Genomic DNA, 19,525 nt, shown 5'->3' with positions numbered 1-19,525 from the left:
CTAAGGCAGTTTTACATTCACTCAAGAATGGCTTTGGCAAAGTTGATCAGGGCATTTTAGTAACTATTGCTGTATCTAATTGTTTAAAAAATTATTTAAATCAGTGTATCTTTGCCCCTGTATGTAAGCTTAAAAATTTTTCTGAATACAAACATCAGGCGCACATAACCCAGGTAATTGCAGGGTTCTCACCTCAAGCGTATTCAAATCTACACACATGATGGCATGGTTATTGGTGTCACTTATATATAAATGGGAATCTATAACACTCAATCCTGAAGGTTCAAAAAAGCGGGTACTCTTACTTTGACCATCTTGTAACCCAGCACAACCATCACCTATAAAAGTTTGACAATTACCTGTTTTGGGACTGACTAATTTAATTTTATGGTTGTAGGTATCTGCCACCCATAAAAAATTATTAGCATATGTTAATCCTAAGCAGTGCTGTAACCTTACTTCTTCACCTTGTCCATCGACATCACCAAAACCAAATAAATTTCCACTCCCACAAATAGTCCTGACTTGGTAGGGTTCTATTAATCCCACACCACGAATTGAACTAATTTCACTGTCAGCGATGAATAACTCTTCTCCATTTGTAGTGATTCCGCTAGGTTGAGCAAAGACAGCTTCACGAAGTGAACCATCAACACAACCTTCTGTACCTGTACCTGCATAGGTGGATATCATCCCACTATCCAAGTCCATCTGCCAGATTTGATGTGAACCTGCCATTGCGATGAACAGGCTATTTTCCACTTTTACCAAATCCCAAGGAGAATTGAGCGGAGTTTCTAAGCCAGCACCGCCATGAGGATGAATGTTGCGGCTTTGTTCACCAGTCCCGGTGATGGTTTCTACTATTTGGCGTTTGAGGTCAACTTGTCGCACAGCATGATTTTCGGTATCAGCAACGTAGAGAATCTGATTGACTGCATCAAAAGCCATTCCTTGGGGTGCAAAAAACTGTGCTGTTGAAAAATTACCATCCGTTAAACCAGGTTTACCGTTACCAATTAGATGAAAAATTTCACCTTCTAAAGAACTCATTACAAGGCGATGGTGTCCAGAGTCAGCAATAAACAAAGCCTCTGGGGTAGCCAAAACTTTACCAGGGAAAGCTAGTGGTGTGATTAAGGGTTGACGCTGTTTTTCTAAAGTTAGGCTGATTTCTTGGAAATTTATTGTGCCTTTCTTTTGATGTTCTCGAATTAATTTTTCAATCAGTTGGTCTAAAATATCACGATTACCTTCACCAGAAACCTGACCAATTACATAACCTTCGGGGTCAATAACGATGAAAGTAGGCCAAGCACGCACAGCATACTCTTGCCATACGCGAAAACCTTTGTCCACTACAACTGGGTGTTCAATGTCATAGCGCAAGATAGCTTGGCGGATATTTTCAATTTCTTGTTCATTGTCAAATTTGGCGGAGTGAACGCCGATAACTGTCAGGCTATTTTTATATTTCTGTTCTAAATACTTAAGGTCTGGTAGTACATGGAGGCAATTAATACAACAGTATGTCCAAAAATCCAAAATTACGACTCGACCCCTAAGTTCTTTCAGATATAAGGGCTTGTCAGTGTTTAGCCAAGTGTAATTCTGCGGTAGTTCTGGCGATCTGACACGGGGAATCATAAATTATTCAAAATGAGGCAATTCAGGGCTATATCTGTTGTGATGAAACTTGAGAAATTAGATCCAAATGAGTTAATTAACTGGGTACAACTAGCGAAAACTCAGACCCATCGGGGAAGAGTGTGCGATCGCATTCCACAATTAGCCTTAGCTAATCCTGATTGGTTTGCAGTTCACATCTGCTGTCAATCTGGACAAAGTTACAGCACTGGAGATATGGCTTGTGTATTCCCACTCATGAGTCTGATCAAGCCTTTCTCTCTACTGTATCTGTTAGAACACTTTGGTGCAGAACAACTGCTGCAATGGGTGGGTGTAGAACCATCGGATGCACCATTCAATTCCTTAGAACAATTAATAGCTGATGGCGGTAGACCCCGCAACCCCATGATTAATAGTGGGGCAATTACCTTGGCTGATAAGTTACCAGGAAAGACCGCTACCGAGCGCACTCAATCTTTTTGTCAATGGTTAAATAAATTGGCTGGCTGTCACATCCAGTTAGATGAAGTCATGCTGACTTCGGTGAGAGCATCTCGATCACCCTCTAATCAGGCGATCGCCAATTATCTGGGTGAAAAAAGATATATCACAAATATTAACTCATCCCTTGACACATACGAGCAAATATGCTGTCTTTCTGGAGAAGTTAAAGATTTAGCTTTACTCGGAAAACTCTTAACCTGGGAGTATGAGCGGATACAGTTACAGCACCGTCAGATGGTGAATGGTGTGATGTTAACCTGCGGTTTATACGAGGCTTCCCCTTTATTTGCTGTCAAAATTGGTCTACCAATGAAATCGGGGATAGGTGGAGGATTATTAGCAATAGTACCGGGGGAAGGTGCGATCGCTTGTTATAGTCCAACGTTGGATAGTGTAGGTAATCCCGTCGCGGCGATCGCTTTGGTGGAGGCTTTATCTCGAAATTTGGGATTGAGTATTTTTGGTTAAAAGCTCTGTGTCTTTGTGTTTAAAGAGAATTTTTAACCACAGAGACACGGAGACACAGAGGTCTATTCTGGTGTTTGTAGGGGATGCGATCGCCGTTTGAAATAATCTCCTAAGTTGACTTTTTGAGGTTTTTTAACTGCTTCTTCAGGTGATTCAGTCTCCTTGACCTCTGGTTGTGGTTCTGGGGTAGTGGTGGGTGATGGTGGCGATTCTTCCTGAACTTGAGGCTCAGGTGCTACCTCTGGTTGTAGTTCAGGACTAATTGTTGGTGATGGTATGGGTGTTACCTCTGGCTGTGGCTCAGGTGTAGGTGACTCAACTACCTCTGGTTGTGTAGGAATTACAGGGGATGGTTCGGGGGTTGCTGTTTCAGGTAATTCAGTAGGTTGAGGGGTGGGTGTTATTTCTGGTTGCGGTGTTTCTGTAAATTCAGGTGTGGGTCGTTTTTCTTCTTGGGGCTGGGGTTCAGGCGTAGGTTCTGCAACTGGTTGTTTAGCAGCGTAGGTTGGATCTACAATGCCGCGTACTTGATCAGCTGTTAATTCTCCTCTGGTGATTCTGGCGAGAGTATCTTTACCCTTGGGTTGGTAGTTAACAAGTCTAACTGTGGTGTTAAAAGCATTTTTGACTGGGTTTCCCTGGTTATCGAGGAATTCTAGCTTGACCCAGTTGATACCAGGTTTAAAGCCTTTGAGGTAAACTGACTGCCAGCGATCGAATACGAAACTTTCATTGTTAATTGTGCAGCGAATACGCCAATCACTGAGTGTGTCGTTGTCATTATTGTTGGCGTTCAGGTGTAGAGGCGCGTTAGTCAGGTAAAAGTCTAATAAGATTGGTTCTGCACCGTAGTTATCTTGAGGGCTGCTGTAGGTTAACAGAGGTAGAGATGTGTCGGGATTATTATCGTCGGTTTTAGTAAAGAGGTGAAATGTTGTCTGAGCATAAGCACCCTCATTTTTAAAACTCTCATCCCAAGGACGAGAAGCAAAGACGCGCAGGGTATGAGTACCTGGGGATAAATCCGAAAATACTAGAGGCTGTTCTAAGTCGTAAACGGGAATATAAGGCTGATTGTCAACAATTAGGTGGAGATGGGGGCCTAGTTCCCATTGTGGGTGCTGAAAAATTGGTAGATCCTTAACCTGAAAACGGACTGTGACTTTGTTGTCATTGAGAATTTCATCAGGTAGAGGCGTAACTATTTTGACTTGTGGGCGATACATTTCCAAAGTTGAGCGCAGTTCTTGAATAACTGCTGGTGGGGATACTTCGGAAAATTGCTGAGAAATTTGTTGAAGTTGGTCTTTATTCTTAATAGACACTTCCTGACTAACGCTTTTTTCTCCACAACTAGTCAAGCCCAAGACTAGCACTAGTATAATTAGCCACTTAAAAATAGCTAAACTCCTAGGGAAATGTTTTTTTAAAGCCTGCCGATGCCAAAGGTTCATGGCTTATACCCAGCGATGGTTTGTCACAACTGTATAGATTATTCTGATTGAAATTATTGACTCCACGCTATGGTCTCAAAAATCAAATCTGCCTGCATAGCATGAATTTTTATAATTTACAGAGTAAGAGTTATTTTATTTACATCTTTTATTGGTTAAGTATTTGAATACCATATCAAATGTATCGAGAAACAAATATACCAAAAGCTAGATGACCTAGTGGGTAAGGCTTACAGTGTCATAAAAGATAAGTTTTACGAATTGTTATGCTTTGTAAATTAAATGGATAAACTATTGACTTTTTGCAAAAGAGTTTGCAGTTAAAAGGTAAGTAAGACAATTATTCTGGCTATTTTGAATTATTGTTAAAATCTGTCTAACAATGTACAAGTTAAGACTTTATAATTCAACAGAAACAAATTTCATTTCCACATAGCGTCTTCGTCGCCCCTCCAGAAAAATTCTGTGGGAAAGCGATAGTGGTTCTCTTTGTGGTTTCATGATTCCTCATTCCTTATCTTGAGAGGAGGTCGAATGACGATTAGTCCTCCGGAGCGAGAGGAAAAAAAAGCCAGAGTGATCGTTGATAAAGATCCAGTTCCAACCTCATTTGAAAAATGGGCGCAACCTGGACACTTCGACAGATCCCTAGCTAGAGGTCCCAAAACCACCACATGGATTTGGAACCTTCATGCCCTCGCCCACGATTTTGATACACATACAAGCGATTTAGAAGACATATCCCGCAAAATATTTGCTGCTCACTTCGGACACCTGGCCGTTGTGACCATCTGGTTAAGCGGGATGATATTCCACGGCGCGAAGTTTTCTAACTACGAAGCCTGGTTGACCGACCCACTAAATGTGAAGCCCAGCGCACAAGTCGTTTGGCCGATCGTGGGACAAGACATTTTGAATGGTGATGTTGGTGGTGGATTCCACGGTATTCAAATCACCTCCGGCTTGTTCCAAGTATGGCGAGGTTGGGGTATAACAAACTCCTTCCAGTTGTACTGCACCGCCATCGGTGGCTTAGTGCTAGCAGGTTTGTTCTTGTTTGCTGGTTGGTTCCACTACCACAAACGCGCTCCTAAACTGGAATGGTTCCAGAACGTGGAGTCGATGTTGAATCACCACCTGCAAGTTCTGCTAGGCTGCGGCTCTTTGGGATGGGCTGGTCACTTGATTCACGTCTCCGCACCAATCAACAAGCTGCTGGATGCAGGTGTACCCCTAAAAGACGTACCCTTGCCCCACGAGTTCATCCTGAACAAAGACTTATTGATTGAGCAATTCCCCGGCTTCGCCAGTGGTTTAACACCTTTCTTCACCTTGAACTGGGGTCAGTACGCTGACATCTTGACCTTCAAGGGTGGTTTAAATCCAGTGACCGGTGGTTTATGGATGACTGATATCTCCCATCACCACTTAGCGATCGCAGTAGTGTTCATCATTGCTGGACATATGTACCGCACAAACTGGGGTATTGGTCACAGCATCAAAGAGATCCTCGAAAACCACAAAGGCCCCTTCACCGGGGAAGGTCACAAGGGTCTTTATGAGAACATGACCACATCCTGGCACGCGCAATTGGCAACTAACCTAGCTTTCTTAGGTTCTTTGACAATCATCATCGCGCATCATATGTACGCGATGCCCCCCTATCCCTACTTGGCAACTGACTACGCAACTCAGTTGTGCTTGTTCACCCACCATATGTGGATCGGCGGATTCTTAATTGTGGGCGGTGCCGCTCACGCTGCCATCTTCATGGTGCGGGATTACGATCCTGTTGTTAACCAAAACAACGTCCTGGATCGGGTGATTCGTCACCGGGATGCCATCATTTCCCACCTGAACTGGGTGTGTATTTTCCTCGGCTTCCACAGCTTTGGACTGTACATCCACAACGACACGATGCGTGCCTTGGGTCGTCCTCAAGACATGTTTTCCGACACAGCAATTCAGCTGCAACCAGTATTTGCTCAATGGGTGCAAAACCTGCACACCTTAGCTCCTGGTGGTACAGCTCCCAATGCCTTAGAGCCAGTTAGCTATGCTTTTGGCGGCGGTATCTTGGCTGTAGGTGGCAAAGTCGCAATGATGCCCATCGCTTTGGGTACTGCTGACTTCCTTGTTCACCACATCCATGCCTTCACCATCCACGTAACTGTTCTGATTCTGCTGAAGGGCGTACTATTCGCTCGCAGCTCTCGCTTGATTCCTGATAAGGCCAACTTAGGCTTCCGCTTCCCTTGCGACGGTCCTGGCCGTGGCGGTACTTGCCAAGTTTCCGGTTGGGATCATGTGTTCCTCGGATTGTTCTGGATGTACAACTCCTTGTCAATTGTAATTTTCCACTTCAGTTGGAAAATGCAATCTGATGTTTGGGGAACAGTAGACGCAGCTGGTAATGTGTCTCATATTACTGGTGGTAACTTTGCCCAAAGTGCCATCACCATCAACGGCTGGTTGCGTGACTTCTTGTGGGCGCAAGCTTCACAAGTAATCAACTCCTACGGAAGTGCGCTGTCTGCTTATGGACTCATGTTCCTAGGCGCTCACTTTGTTTGGGCATTCAGCTTAATGTTCCTGTTCAGTGGTCGTGGCTACTGGCAAGAACTAATTGAGTCTATCGTTTGGGCTCATAATAAACTGAAGGTAGCACCAGCAATCCAACCACGCGCTTTGAGCATCACTCAAGGCCGTGCGGTTGGTGTAGCTCACTACCTCCTAGGAGGAATTGCTACCACTTGGGCATTCTTCCACGCACACATTCTTTCAGTAGGATAGCAATCAGTTGTATGGAGTGCTGAGTGATGAGTAGTCAGTGCTGAGTGTAAACTCAAAACTTAGGACTCAAAACTCAGAACTCCAGAAGCTGAAACCTGATGGCTAAAGGTCAGAGGAAATATCACACCTATGGCAACAAAATTTCCAAAATTTAGCCAGGATCTCGCACAGGACCCGACTACGCGTCGCATTTGGTATGCGATCGCCATGGGCAATGATTTTGAAAGTCACGATGGCATGACTGAAGAAAATCTTTACCAAAAGATTTTCGCTACCCACTTCGGTCATCTGGCAATCATCTTCCTATGGGCTTCCAGCCTCCTGTTCCATGTAGCCTGGCAAGGTAACTTTGAACAGTGGATCAAAGATCCTCTACACGTCCGCCCCATCGCCCATGCGATTTGGGACCCCCACTTCGGTAAACCCGCTATTGAAGCTTTTACCCAAGCTGGTGCTAGTAATCCTGTAAACATTGCTTACTCTGGTGTCTACCACTGGTGGTACACCATCGGTATGCGGACAAACAGCGAACTGTACGTTGGTTCAGTCGGTCTGTTGTTGTTGGCAGCATTATTCTTGTTTGCTGGTTGGTTGCACTTACAACCCAAGTTCCGTCCTAGCCTGTCTTGGTTTAAGAGTGCTGAACCCCGCCTGAATCACCACTTGTCAGCTCTGTTTGGTGTCAGTTCTTTGGCTTGGGCTGGTCACTTGATTCACGTTGCCATCCCCGAATCTCGCGGACAGCACGTAGGTTGGGATAACTTCCTGACCACTTTGCCCCACCCAGCAGGCTTGACACCTTTCTTTACTGGCAACTGGGGTGTTTACGCTGAAAACCCTGATACAGCTGGTCATGTATTTAGTACATCCACTGGTTCAGGTACTGCGATTCTGACTTTCTTGGGTGGCTTCCATCCTCAGACAGAATCCTTGTGGCTGACTGACATGGCTCATCACCACTTGGCGATCGCAGTTATCTTTATCATTGCCGGTCATATGTACCGCACTAATTTCGGAATTGGTCACAGCATCAAAGAAATGCTGAACTCCAAGTCCGGTTTAGTACCTGGTAGCAAGAGTGAAGGTCAGTTCAACCTGCCTCACCAAGGTCTGTACGACACTATTAACAACTCCCTGCACTTCCAACTGGCTTTAGCCTTGGCAGCTTTGGGAACGATCACCTCATTGGTGGCGCAGCATATGTACGCCCTGCCTCCTTACGCATTTATTGCTAAGGATTACACAACACAGGCAGCGCTTTACACGCACCACCAATACATTGCCATCTTCTTGATGGTTGGTGCTTTTGCACATGGTGCTATTTTCTTAGTGCGCGACTACGACCCCGAACAAAACAAGGGCAACGTACTCGACCGGATGTTACAGCACAAAGAAGCGATTATCTCCCACCTCAGCTGGGTGTCGCTATTCTTGGGCTTCCACACCCTAGGTCTATACGTCCATAACGACGTAGTAGTTGCTTTTGGTACACCTGAAAAGCAAATCTTGATTGAGCCGGTATTTGCCCAGTTCGTTCAAGCTGCTCACGGTAAGGTACTCTACGGCTTAGACGCTTTGTTGTCTAACCCAGATAGTATTGCCTACACAGCCTACCCCAACTACGGTAACGTTTGGTTGAGTGGCTGGTTAGATGCCATTAACTCTGGTACTAACTCCCTGTTCTTAACAATTGGCCCTGGCGACTTCTTGGTACACCATGCGATCGCCCTAGGTCTACACACCACCACCCTCATCCTAGTCAAAGGTGCTTTGGATGCTCGTGGTTCTAAGCTGATGCCCGATAAAAAGGACTTCGGCTATGCCTTCCCTTGCGACGGTCCTGGCCGTGGCGGTACTTGCGATATCTCAGCTTGGGATTCCTTCTACCTGTCTCTGTTCTGGGCTTTAAATACAATAGGTTGGGTAACATTCTATTGGCACTGGAAGCATTTAGGTATTTGGCAAGGTAACGTTGCTCAGTTCAACGAAAACTCTACATACCTAATGGGATGGTTCCGTGATTACCTCTGGGCTAACTCTGCTCAGTTGATCAACGGTTACAACCCCTACGGCGTGAACAACCTGTCTGTCTGGGCTTGGATGTTCCTATTCGGACACCTAGTTTGGGCTACTGGCTTCATGTTCCTCATCTCCTGGAGAGGTTACTGGCAAGAGTTGATCGAAACCCTAGTTTGGGCGCACGAACGTACTCCTATCGCTAACCTAGTTCGCTGGAAAGACAAGCCCGTTGCTCTATCCATCGTTCAAGCTCGTGTAGTTGGTCTAGCTCACTTCACCGTTGGCTATGTCGTCACCTACGCTGCTTTCCTCATCGCCTCCACGGCTGGTAAGTTCGGTTGATCTGGCTGCTAGTTTTGTAGGTAAGTAAAAAAATCCCCTGCCTTACGGTAGGGGATTTTTTATTAGGTAAATTTTTTCTTCACATTTTAAAAGATGTCGAAGCGATCGCCTAGCTGCTAATTTAGAGCAAATGCTGTACACGAGTCAAACGTTCTGATTGACACTCTCCGACCTAAAGGTGCGGAGATTCTTAAGAGATTACGCTCTTAATATCCTGATTTCTCAGGTTCCCAGGCTCAACACGTTCGCCCTTTAGGGCGTGCTGATATCTCCTCAAGGTTTTTCGGGCGTAGACTTTCCCCCAGTCCGGGGGTAGGTTTTTAAATCTTGTACTGATGAGAATATTTTAACATGGCTGAGTCCTAAAGGACTCAATTAGCCTTCTCCCAAGGGGAGACACCAAGGGCGAACATCCCTTGCCTAAAGTACGGAATACGCAACTAAGTTGCTGTTATTCAAGGGTTTTCGGCATATTTTCTATAAAACTGTTGAATTTCAGCGACTCTTTGCGATCATCTGCACGAGAACAGAGTAAAGTATACTACTTTGCCGAAAATAAACCTCAATCGCCAAAATATCATTAGTCACTTGCCCAAAAACGAGTTTTTGCCAAATTGGCAACCATAATGTTGCTGATACTGGTATTATTTATTTAGTGCAAGGGGTGTAGCAAAAGTAGCCCCGACCGCAAGGTTGGGGTGGCTTCTGCAAAATATTCACATATCGGGAATCACTACAATATTCCCAACTAAAGCAAGGCTTATCTCTCTCTACGAGACGCTACGCAAACGGGCTTCCTATCTCGAAATAAATGTTTTTCCTCTCAAAACCCTATGTCAGGGAATATGAAATGTTTCGCCTCTGCCCCCTGCTTCTTGGGTCAGGTCTGACTATTTGCTAAACTCTGAATAAAAGACAATCTAGTGACAATTGGATCTACGATCGATTTAATAAAGCCAAAAAATAACATTTTGGATCATGGGTTTGTAGTAGACTTTAGCACTACTACACATTAATTCCTTATCACCATTGTTAACTTAGTAGGTATCACACGATGGAATTAACATCTGAAAACGTTGAAACAGTGTTGGATGAGATGCGTCCTTATCTGATGTCAGATGGTGGCAACGTGGAACTTGTAGAACTCGATGGGCCTATTGTTAAACTGCGGTTACAAGGTGCTTGTGGTTCTTGCCCTAGTTCCACCATGACCCTGAGAATGGGTATTGAACGCCGTCTGCGGGAAATGATTCCTGAAATTGCCGAAGTTGAGCAAATAATTTAGGGACTAGTACCGCTACGCGGAAGTTAAAAGTCAAAAATCAAAAGTCAAAAGACCTGTATTTTAAGGCTTTGAACGATTGAGAATGGTATCTTTATTTCCGTCGATCTGTACTAGGGAGTAGGGACTAGGCTTCCCTGCGGGACGCTATGAGTCTTGGAGAGAACGCCAAAAGTCCGAATGGGACTAGGGATTGGGGACAAGGAAGACAAGGAGGACAAGGAGAACAAGGAAGCAATTCTACCCTGTCTCCTCCCTCTACCTTGTCTAACTTGTCTCTTTTCCATATCCAATGCCCAATGACCAATACCCAATCCCTAATTACATCATATGTCTCATCCACTCTATGTAGCCTTTGTTTGGCATCAACATCAGCCTTTATATAAATCTCCTGGAAACGGCGTTTCAGCGTCTTCAAGTCAACAATATCGTCTGCCTTGGGTAAGGTTGCATGGTACAAAAGATTATTTGGATTTGGTGTTAATTCTCGAAAAATACCCTAAATTACACCAAACGGTGAATTTAGTGCCATCTTTAATCTTGCAACTAGAAGATTATATTGCTGGGACTGCTTTTGATCCTTACCTGAAAGCCAGTTTGACACCCACGGAACAACTGACTCAGCAGCAAAAAGAATTTATCATTCAACACTTTTTTGATGCTAATCACCACACCTTGATTGATCCCCATCCCCGCTATGCCGAGTTGTATTATCAAAGGCAAGAAGAAGGAGCAGCTTGGTGTTTAGCTAATTGGGGCTTGGCTGAGTATGGTGATTTGCTAGCGTGGCATAATTTGGCATGGATAGATCCCCTGTTTTGGGATGACCCAGAAATTGCCGCTTGGTTTGAACAGGGGCGTAATTTTAGATTAAGCGATCGCCAGCGCATTTACTCCAAACAGCGCGATATCCTCAGCCGCATCATCCCCCAACATCGTAAGATGCAAGCATCAGGGCAATTGGAAGTTACCACTACACCCTATACTCACCCAATTTTGCCCTTGCTAGCTGATACCAACTCTGGACGGGTTGCAGTGCCACATATGGCACTACCAGAGTCTCGCTTTCAGTGGGCTGAAGATATTCCTCGCCACTTGCGTAAAGCGTGGGAATTATATAAAGAAAGATTTGGACAAGAACCCAGGGGTTTATGGCCTTCAGAACAGTCAGTCAGCCCAGAAATCCTGCCGTATATTATTAAACAGGGATTTAACTGGATTTGTTCCGATGAAGCCGTTCTGGGGTGGACATTAAAACACTTTTTCCATCGAGATGGCGCGGGGAATGTCCTAGAACCAGAATTGATGTACAAGCCCTATCGCCTGACAACCCCAGCCGGCGATTTAGCCATTGTCTTTCGTGACCACAGATTATCAGATTTAATTGGCTTTACCTATGGGTCAATGCCAGCAAAACAAGCCGCAGCTGATCTTGTGGGACATCTAGAAGCGATCGCGAAAATGCAAAGAGAACGTCCCAGCGAACAACCTTGGTTAGTTACTATCGCTTTGGACGGGGAAAATTGTTGGGAGTTTTATCCCCAAGACGGTAAACCCTTCTTAGAAGCTTTATATCAACGTTTAAGTAACGAACCCAACATCAAACTCGTTACCGTCTCCGAATTCCTCGAACAATTCCCCGCTACAGCCACCATCCCCGGCGAGCAACTACATAGTGGTTCTTGGGTCGATGGTAGCTTTACCACTTGGATTGGTGATCCTGCTAAAAACCGCGCTTGGGAGTACCTCACCGAAGCTAGAGCCATGCTAGCCAGCCATCCCGAAGCGACAGAAGAAAACAACCCCGAAGCCTGGGAAGCTTTGTATGCTGCCGAAGGTTCTGACTGGTTTTGGTGGTTTGGGGAAGGACATTCTTCTAATCAAGATGCCATCTTTGACCAATTATTTCGCGAACATCTGTGCGGTATCTACAAAGCATTAAATGAACCAATACCCCCATATCTCAGACACGCCGTTGAGGTTCACGAAGCCAGGACAGACCATTCTCCCGAAAGTTTTATTCATCCTGTGATTGACGGTAAAGGTGATGAACAAGACTGGGACAAAGCTGGACGCATAGAAATTGGCGGTGCGCGGGGAACAATGCACGTCAGCAGCAGCATTCAGCGTCTTTGGTATGGAGTCGATCACCTCAATTTCTATTTGCGGTTGGACTTTAAAAGTGGCGTTGCACCAGGTAAAGATTTACCAGCAGAGTTAAATTTGCTGTGGTTTTATCCCGATAGAACAATGCACAACAGCCCTATTCCTTTAGCAGATGTGCCGGATACAGCCCCTCTGAATTACCTGTACCACCACCATTTAGCAATTAATTTACTCACCCAATCAGTACAATTTCGAGAAGCTGGAGATAATTATCAATGGCATTCCCGCACTAGTCGCGCTCAAGTTGCTTTAGAAACCTGTTTAGAATTGGCAATTCCTTGGGCAGATTTACAAGTACCGCCAGATTATCCTTTACGCTTGGTTTTAGTGCTGGCTGATGAAGGCTGTTACAAAAAATACTTACCAGAAAATGCTTTGATTACGATTGAAGTACCGTAAATCATCTTTGGTAAGAATGAGGGCTAAAGCCCTCACTACAAACATTGAAATTAACCTTTCACACAAACAACTTGCTTGAGTGTGGCGACAACTTCCACTAAATCTGATTGATTTTCCATGACTTGCTCAATAGGTTTATAAGCACTAGGAATCTCATCTAAAACACCACTATCTTGTCGGCATTCCACACCCTTGGTTTGCTCAATTAAATCATCGAGAGTGTAGACATTTTTAGCTTTACTTCTCGACATTAAACGACCAGCACCATGAGAGCAAGAACAAAAACTATGTGCATTACCTTTACCTTTGACAATGAAAGATTTTGCTCCCATTGAACCAGGAATAATGCCATAATCTTCTTTATCTGCGCGGACTGCACCTTTGCGAGTTACATAGACATCTTCGCCAAAATGTATTTCTTTTTCAGCGTAGTTATGATGACAATTTACCTGCAATAAAGGCTTAATTGCCTTTCCTCCTGTTAGATGCTTTTCCATAATGCGCTGGAAACGTGTCATCATCACATCACGATTTACTCGCGCATAATTTTGCGCCCATTGTAAATCGTTCCAGTAAGCTCGAAATTCTGGTGTACCAGCTATAAAATAGGCTAAATCTGGATCAGGTAAATGATTACCCGCCATTTTCGCTAATTCCTTAGCTGTACTAATATGACACTGGGCAAGTTTATTCCCAATGTTGCGTGAACCGGAATGTAACATCAGCCAAACTTGGTTCTCTGTATCTAGGCAAACTTCAATGAAGTGATTACCTCCACCGAGAGAACCCATTTGTTTCATCGCTTTACTTTGTAAGTCTTGCACACCACGATGCAAGTCTTGAAAATCTCGCCAACGTTGCCAATTAGTAACAGATTTTTCGACATCTTTATTTTCGTTAAAACCTGTGGGAATTGCTGCTTCAATATCGAGACGAATTTTCTTGAGTTTGCCTTCTAATTGTTCACCAGTAAATGGTGTTTTAATAGCACTCATACCGCAACCAATATCCACGCCGACAGCAGCAGGCATAATGGCTTCTTTTGTAGCAATTACAGAACCAACTAAAGCACCTTTTCCTAAATGAACATCGGGCATTAATGCTACGTGTTTAAATACAAAAGGTAGGGATGCCACATTTTTAGCCATCTTGGTTTCTTCAGACCCCAAGGGGTGATTTGCCCAAGATAAAACGGGTGATTTTGTCTTAATTTCTAACTTTTCGTAGGGCATTTTTTTAAAGGGAATAGGGAATAGGGAATGGGGAATAGGAAAGAATAATTGTCATGTTTTAGATGGGTAAATTTTATTTATATGTTACAAGTGTAGTATAGATGAATTTGAATGTCAACCTGCTCCCTGGCTAGTTAAGTCTGCCAAAAAAAAGCAGACTTTTGCCAGATATACTACAATTTGTAAAGTCCATGACCAAGCCTCACTCAAACCTATGGCGACACGTCAAAATACTATTTGGGAAAGCTTTTTATCGCCTGTAGTCCGGTTTTTAATTGATGAAGAGAAATTGCATCGGTATGCTAAAAGTATCGACTGGGAGAAAGAAAGCGATCGCTTCCGGCGTGCTGATGTTAAACTTCCTGCATACTACACTAGCCAAAACTTTCACGGTGTTGAGGGGGGATATCTTAATCCTAGTGCTGCTGTCACCTACGACCCCATTACCGAATACGTACTACCACCCAATGAAACTTGGGTGCGTCAAGCCTTAATTGATGCAGTCAAAGTCAAACCCCGGCGCATACTTGACTTAGGCTGTGGTACAGGTTCTACAACTTTAATGTTAAAGCAAGCTTTCCCCCAAGCTGAAGTCATCGGTTTGGACTTATCACCCTATATGCTGGTGAGAGCCGAAGATAAAGCCAAAGATGCGGGTTTAGATATCATCTGGCGACATGGAAACGCCGAGAAAACTAGCTTTCCAGATGCTTCCTTTGATTTAGTGACAGGTACTTTGCTATTTCATGAAACACCAGTTGTAGTATCCCAAACCATCCTCCAAGAATGCTTTCGGTTGTTGGTAGCCGGTGGACAAGTATTAATTCTCGATGGGAATCAGAAAACCCTGCGTCAATTAGATTGGCTCAATAATGTGTTTGAAGAGCCTTACATTCGTGAGTATGGGGGGGATAGTGTAGATGCGCGGATGGGTGCGGTAGGGTTTGAGGCTGTGCGAACCGAAGAAGTTTGGTGGATACATCAAGTAACTAGCGGTGTAAAACCAATTCCCGTAACAGATGCAACTACTCAAGGAAAAGTGAGACAATATAGACCAGCAATAGATAATAATAATTTGGAGGGTCTAGAGTCTCCAGCTTTCGGCATATAACGGCATGAGTTTAAAGGCAATTCTGTTTGATTTTAATGGCGTAATCATTAACGATGAGCGCATCCACCTACAACTGATAGATGAAATTCTCCTTCAGGAAAATCTCCAACCCCAGAAAGTCCAAGAGCGTCAAGCTTCATTAGGACGGAGCGATCGCGCTTGTTTTCAAGAATTACTCGTCAATCGTGGTAGAGTGGCGAGTGAAGAATACTTAACCCAACTACTTCACCGCAAAGCTAAAGCCTATGCGTTGGAACTAGAGAAACTAGAAAAACTCCCTATATATCCAGGTGTAGAAGACTTGATATATCAGGTGCGTTCCCAACATCTCAAGCTAGCTGTAGTCAGTGGTGCGCTACATCAGGAAATTGAACTGGTATTAGAACGAGCCAAACTAGCAGAATATTTTACTGTTATCGTCGCCGGTGATGACATCACCACCAGTAAACCCCAGCCAGATGGGTATTTATTAGCAGTCAAACGTCTCAATCAAGAATATCCTGAATTAAATCTGCAACTCCCAGAATGTTTGGCGATTGAAGATACCCCCCCAGGTATCCAAGCTGCAAAACACGCGCAGATGCAAGTAGTGGGTGTAGCTAATACCTATCCCTTCCATATGCTCCAGCGTTGCTGTAACTGGACGGTAGATTACCTGAGTGAATTAGAACTAGAACGAATACAACAAGTATTTTCTGGTAAACAGCCCCAGACCAGCATAACTGAATGTTAAAATAGGGTAATGTATTAACAATACTGTTAGGGGAATTAGCTCAGTTGGTAGAGTGCTGCGATCGCACCGCAGAGGTCAGGGGTTCGAGTCTCCTATTCTCCATTTGTACATTCGCGAATTATATGTCGCAATTCGCAGATTGGTGTCGTTATTCGCAAATTAGTGTCGCAGTGACTGTTTTTCAGAGTCAATTTAATTATTCTGAGTTTTCGCAAATTAATGTCGTCTGAACTTAACATTGACTATACAATAAATTGTTGCTGCAAGGGCATTATTTGATTATTTATATATGTTCGATTTATATGTGGTCAATTTGTATGTGTTCGATCGCAGCACTCCTTTCAACCCTCCCATGATCAGTTCTACTTTGCAACCATTCTAATGGTTAACGCAAGTCAATAACCTATATTTTTAACCACCCCTAGTCGGGATGGTAGTTGAAACCTGGGTTTGCCGTTAATAGCAAATACAATTTCACCTTTCAACCCACCCTAGTCGGGATGGTAGTTGAAACTCCGATAAATTGCAAAAATTGTTGTTTTCTAAGATTTCTTTCAACCCACCCCTAGTCGGGATGGTAGTTGAAACCAGCTTGAGCAGCTAACAATTTATCATCGGAAGTTACCTTTCAACCCACCCCTAGTCGGGATGGTAGTTGAAACCAATTTCTAGATTATCATGTCTAGAACGGGGAATCCTTTCAACCCACCCCTAGTCGGGATGGTAGTTGAAACGAATATTCGCCACAGGCTTTTCATATTTCTAGTATCTTTCAACCCACCCCTAGTCGGGATGGTAGTTGAAACACTTCAATTGAATCTCTATGCGATCGCCAATCGTAAGACTTTCAACCCACCCCTAGTCGGGATGGTAGTTGAAACCGCGCCCGTCTAGACCCTTACCAGTACAGGTTTCCAGATGCGATTTTGGCAAACCTGTTAAAATATCTGTTTTTTTGCTCTCAATTGAGGACATTCATCACTCTTCAAATGAGTCAAATTAATACTGGACAAGGGATTCAAGGTTTTGGCGAACCTCCAGGGTTTTTGACCCCGCTTATGGTCTGCCAAAAAAAGATTTGGGAGGGTTCCCCCGACGAAGGGGGTGATTCAGTAGCCACCACTTTGGTAATCCACACCGTTATAAATAACGGCTACGGCTAAAAGCCTTACTCCTTATTGCTGGGAGCGCACCTATCCCATCTATAGAATTCTACAGATGGCAGCATCAGAAGCGGGCAGCTACCAGGGTCAGAAAGCATGACAGTCTTCCAACTGCCAAACTAACCCAGATTTATCACAGCACATTGGCTCAAAAGAGCATGAACTGCGGCGCGGTTATAAAAATATTATATTGTCAAGGTTCGGATTAGTGAATTAAAGTGAATTAAATTAAAGCGGCTTGACGTTCCTGATATGCGAAGACTGCTACATCTCGCGCTTTTTCTTGTGGACTGCCTCTGATTGGCTGTGTACCAATTTCAGTGGAAATTCCAGCTTTTGCAGCTTGGGATTTAATACTCTCAATTAATCGACCGTAACTCCAGCGATGAACGCTCATCCGGTATTCTTTGGCATATTTTTGTTGAACTTCCTTGTAACCAGGGCATTTCTTCTCTGCTCTGGATTGGATTTCACTACTGATTTGCTCACGCATATCGCGGAGTTTTGGGATAACTATACTGCCTGCTTGATAGGTTTTGGCGATCGCCACAATCTCATCAGCCAATAATCTATCCACATATTGTCCTAACTCTGATTCACCAAAGAAGTTTGGCGCATTCTGTTTTTGAGCCTTGTGACGTTCATGAGATAGGCGTTGCTGTTGTTGTCGCTGGCGATTGAGAAGGTTATAGTTTTTGCCAAGCAGTTGTTTGACGCTGCGATAAGCTAAAACTTCATTTTTAACAACATCCACTACAGCTAGTGTTACTGGCTTTTCTAGACCAAAACTAACACCAACTAGGATTGAGGGTCGCCCTTGATAATTAGGCTGGCTGGGACGAGGGAAAGGATTATTAATCCGGTCTAAAGTGGATTGCTGACGAGTGATAAAAGCTTGCTGTTTATCGTTGAGTTCATCTTTCTGTTTTGCTTTAGTTAAAGTTTCGGTAATTTTTGTAATTTTCTCATTCACTACCTGTTGAGTTCCTTCAGCAGTCCACATCCGAGTATCCAAAGTACAGTAAAGATGTAGTTGATTTATTTTCCAGGGTTCACCTTTTTGTTTTCCTGGCAACCAAGCAAGCCTTCCTGAACGCAGAGTAAACAAGCTGCTTGAGTATTGGTTTTTACTATTGCGTTTAATTTCTTGATCCTCTAGGAAGCGTTTAAAGTAATGCAAATGACGCTTATCACAGTAAACTTCAAAAGTCATTTTTCCCAAGCCGTTGAACCGAACAAAGAGACGATCTTTGTCATTTTGCAGCCATGTCATATCTTCGTTAGATTCGTAAGCCACAGGAAATGGTACATCAGCCGTTTTTCTTAAAAGTGCTGCTTGCCAAGCTTTTGCCTCTTTTTCATTTTGAGGTACATTTGCTGTAGCAATTTCTAAAGTTTCTAGCCACTCTTCCCCTGTCAAATCCCTACCTTTAGGTATGCGACTTTGGAGTTGGTCTTTTAATCGCTCGATTTCTATTTCTTTTTTGCGTCTATTTCTAGTAAATTCTTCTGGATCTTCGTCGCGTTCGCTGATTTGACAGTTATTTTTTAGTAGATATGCGATCGCACAACGAGTTAGAGTCTCTTGTGTTTCTCCGTAACTGTTTAAAAGAATTTGAAAAATTGAAGACTTCTGAGGCTTTGGGGATTTTTTAGTCTTTTTTCGCTCTCTCTGGTTTTTATTCTGGTCGGACTGGGGGGTAAATTGGGTAAGAATTTCGTTGGCTTTAGTACGAATTACGTTTAAGCTACATTGGCTTTCTTGTTCGAGTTGTAGATCACTTTTGAGGATTGTGAGCCAACGTTCTTTACCTTCTATTTGCCGCTTTCTTCGTTTCTGTAAGGCGAACCAGGATTTATACACATAATCTACTAAAGCGATCGCTGAAGTATAAAACCGTCCAGGTTGACCAGCAAAACGCTCTTGAGTTTTGAAGGAGTTAACAAGTGTTTTGAGTAATTCAGTAGGTATTCTGCCTTTATCTAGCCAGGTTTCAAATTCTGGGTGTTTTCCTACCTGTGCCAATAATTCATTTATAAGTGGTGTATTTTTTTCTGCCATCAGTTCCCACAGTTGGCGGAGGATGTCTTCTTCAGCAACCAAGCGACATTGAATTGTAATAACGCTCATGGTGTCCTCAGCTTTGTGGTTTCGGTAATACTGACAGGGTTGTTAATTGTTTTTTTGCTTACTATATTATAGCGCAATGACGTAATAGCGCAATGCCGC

At 43.7% G+C, this 19,525-nt stretch carries 12 protein-coding genes and 1 tRNA gene; 9 read left to right on the top strand and 4 right to left on the bottom strand.

From position 1 onward, the window contains the following. Nucleotides 1-129: 129 nt before the first annotated feature. Nucleotides 130-1,647 carry a thioredoxin-like domain-containing protein gene (locus L6494_RS01075; RefSeq protein ID WP_237991041.1) on the bottom strand — a complete coding sequence of 506 codons (1,518 nt, stop codon included), beginning with the start codon at nucleotides 1,645-1,647 and terminating at the stop codon, nucleotides 130-132. A gap of 42 nt (nucleotides 1,648-1,689) precedes the next feature. On the opposite strand from L6494_RS01075, the gene L6494_RS01070 reads away from it, so the two are divergent. After that, the gene (locus L6494_RS01070) at nucleotides 1,690-2,601 is read left to right on the top strand and encodes a glutaminase (RefSeq protein WP_442946978.1); all 912 of its coding nucleotides are present in this window, start codon (nucleotides 1,690-1,692) and stop codon (nucleotides 2,599-2,601) included. Nucleotides 2,602-2,663: 62 nt separating this feature from the next. On the opposite strand, the gene L6494_RS01065 is transcribed toward L6494_RS01070, so the two are convergent. Further along, the gene (locus L6494_RS01065) at nucleotides 2,664-4,055 is read right to left on the bottom strand and encodes a hypothetical protein (protein WP_237991039.1); all 1,392 of its coding nucleotides are present in this window, start codon (nucleotides 4,053-4,055) and stop codon (nucleotides 2,664-2,666) included. 534 nt (nucleotides 4,056-4,589) lie between these two features. Here L6494_RS01065 and psaA point away from each other — a divergent pair. From psaA to L6494_RS01045, 4 genes are all read left to right on the top strand, one after another. Then, nucleotides 4,590-6,848, top strand: a complete 2,259-nt coding sequence (gene psaA, locus L6494_RS01060; RefSeq protein ID WP_237991038.1) for a photosystem I core protein PsaA — start codon at nucleotides 4,590-4,592, stop codon at nucleotides 6,846-6,848. Between the two features lie 129 nt (nucleotides 6,849-6,977). After that, the gene (psaB, locus tag L6494_RS01055) at nucleotides 6,978-9,209 is read left to right on the top strand and encodes a photosystem I core protein PsaB (RefSeq protein WP_237991037.1); all 2,232 of its coding nucleotides are present in this window, start codon (nucleotides 6,978-6,980) and stop codon (nucleotides 9,207-9,209) included. A gap of 1,054 nt (nucleotides 9,210-10,263) precedes the next feature. Next, complete coding sequence (locus L6494_RS01050) at nucleotides 10,264-10,494, top strand: NifU family protein (protein ID WP_237991036.1); 231 nt, start codon at nucleotides 10,264-10,266, stop codon at nucleotides 10,492-10,494. A gap of 327 nt (nucleotides 10,495-10,821) precedes the next feature. After that, complete coding sequence (locus tag L6494_RS01045; protein WP_237991035.1) at nucleotides 10,822-13,056, top strand: glycoside hydrolase; 2,235 nt, start codon at nucleotides 10,822-10,824, stop codon at nucleotides 13,054-13,056. A 50-nt stretch (nucleotides 13,057-13,106) separates the two neighbouring features. Here L6494_RS01045 and L6494_RS01040 read toward each other — a convergent pair whose 3' ends face one another. Continuing rightward, nucleotides 13,107-14,288 carry an RtcB family protein gene (locus tag L6494_RS01040; protein ID WP_237991034.1) on the bottom strand — a complete coding sequence of 394 codons (1,182 nt, stop codon included), beginning with the start codon at nucleotides 14,286-14,288 and terminating at the stop codon, nucleotides 13,107-13,109. A gap of 214 nt (nucleotides 14,289-14,502) precedes the next feature. On the opposite strand from L6494_RS01040, the gene L6494_RS01035 reads away from it, so the two are divergent. From L6494_RS01035 to L6494_RS31070, 4 genes are all read left to right on the top strand, one after another. Continuing rightward, entirely contained in the window at nucleotides 14,503-15,399 is an 897-nt protein-coding gene (locus tag L6494_RS01035) for a class I SAM-dependent methyltransferase (protein ID WP_237991033.1), read from the top strand. A 4-nt stretch (nucleotides 15,400-15,403) separates the two neighbouring features. Beyond that, on the top strand, nucleotides 15,404-16,132 hold the full coding sequence (locus L6494_RS01030) for an HAD family hydrolase (protein WP_237991032.1): 729 nt from the start codon (nucleotides 15,404-15,406) through the stop codon (nucleotides 16,130-16,132). A 29-nt stretch (nucleotides 16,133-16,161) separates the two neighbouring features. Further along, a tRNA-Ala gene (locus L6494_RS01025) sits at nucleotides 16,162-16,234 on the top strand. A 576-nt stretch (nucleotides 16,235-16,810) separates the two neighbouring features. Then, nucleotides 16,811-17,026: a hypothetical protein gene (locus L6494_RS31070; protein WP_442946977.1), complete on the top strand. Its 216-nt coding sequence runs from the start codon at nucleotides 16,811-16,813 to the stop codon at nucleotides 17,024-17,026. 492 nt (nucleotides 17,027-17,518) lie between these two features. On the opposite strand, the gene cas12k is transcribed toward L6494_RS31070, so the two are convergent. Beyond that, nucleotides 17,519-19,426 (bottom strand): type V CRISPR-associated protein Cas12k, encoded by a 1,908-nt coding sequence (gene cas12k, locus L6494_RS01020; RefSeq protein WP_237991031.1) that lies wholly within the window; start codon nucleotides 19,424-19,426, stop codon nucleotides 17,519-17,521. Nucleotides 19,427-19,525: the final 99 nt, after the last annotated feature.

Origin of the sequence: Nostoc sp. UHCC 0870 (assembly GCF_022063185.1) — a bacterium.
In the GTDB taxonomy this organism is placed as follows: domain Bacteria; phylum Cyanobacteriota; class Cyanobacteriia; order Cyanobacteriales; family Nostocaceae; genus Trichormus.
The sequence above is the reverse complement of the archived record's forward strand: the minus strand, read 5'-3'. Positions and strand labels throughout refer to the sequence as shown.

Excerpts from the sequence above, each read along its gene's own strand:
- psaA (WP_237991038.1), top strand. The coding sequence starts at position 4,590 with ATGACGATTAGTCCTCCGGAGCGAGAGGAAAAAAAAGCCAGAGTGATC.
- L6494_RS31070 (WP_442946977.1), top strand. The coding sequence starts at position 16,811 with ATGTCTAGAACGGGGAATCCTTTCAACCCACCCCTAGTCGGGATGGTA.
- L6494_RS01065 (WP_237991039.1), bottom strand. The coding sequence starts at position 4,055 with ATGAACCTTTGGCATCGGCAGGCTTTAAAAAAACATTTCCCTAGGAGT.
- L6494_RS01050 (WP_237991036.1), top strand. The coding sequence starts at position 10,264 with ATGGAATTAACATCTGAAAACGTTGAAACAGTGTTGGATGAGATGCGT.
- cas12k (WP_237991031.1), bottom strand. The coding sequence starts at position 19,426 with ATGAGCGTTATTACAATTCAATGTCGCTTGGTTGCTGAAGAAGACATC.
- L6494_RS01045 (WP_237991035.1), top strand. The coding sequence starts at position 10,822 with ATGTCTCATCCACTCTATGTAGCCTTTGTTTGGCATCAACATCAGCCT.
- L6494_RS01035 (WP_237991033.1), top strand. The coding sequence starts at position 14,503 with ATGGCGACACGTCAAAATACTATTTGGGAAAGCTTTTTATCGCCTGTA.
- L6494_RS01070 (WP_442946978.1), top strand. The coding sequence starts at position 1,690 with ATGAAACTTGAGAAATTAGATCCAAATGAGTTAATTAACTGGGTACAA.
- L6494_RS01075 (WP_237991041.1), bottom strand. The coding sequence starts at position 1,647 with ATGATTCCCCGTGTCAGATCGCCAGAACTACCGCAGAATTACACTTGG.
- psaB (WP_237991037.1), top strand. The coding sequence starts at position 6,978 with ATGGCAACAAAATTTCCAAAATTTAGCCAGGATCTCGCACAGGACCCG.
- L6494_RS01030 (WP_237991032.1), top strand. The coding sequence starts at position 15,404 with ATGAGTTTAAAGGCAATTCTGTTTGATTTTAATGGCGTAATCATTAAC.
- L6494_RS01040 (WP_237991034.1), bottom strand. The coding sequence starts at position 14,288 with ATGCCCTACGAAAAGTTAGAAATTAAGACAAAATCACCCGTTTTATCT.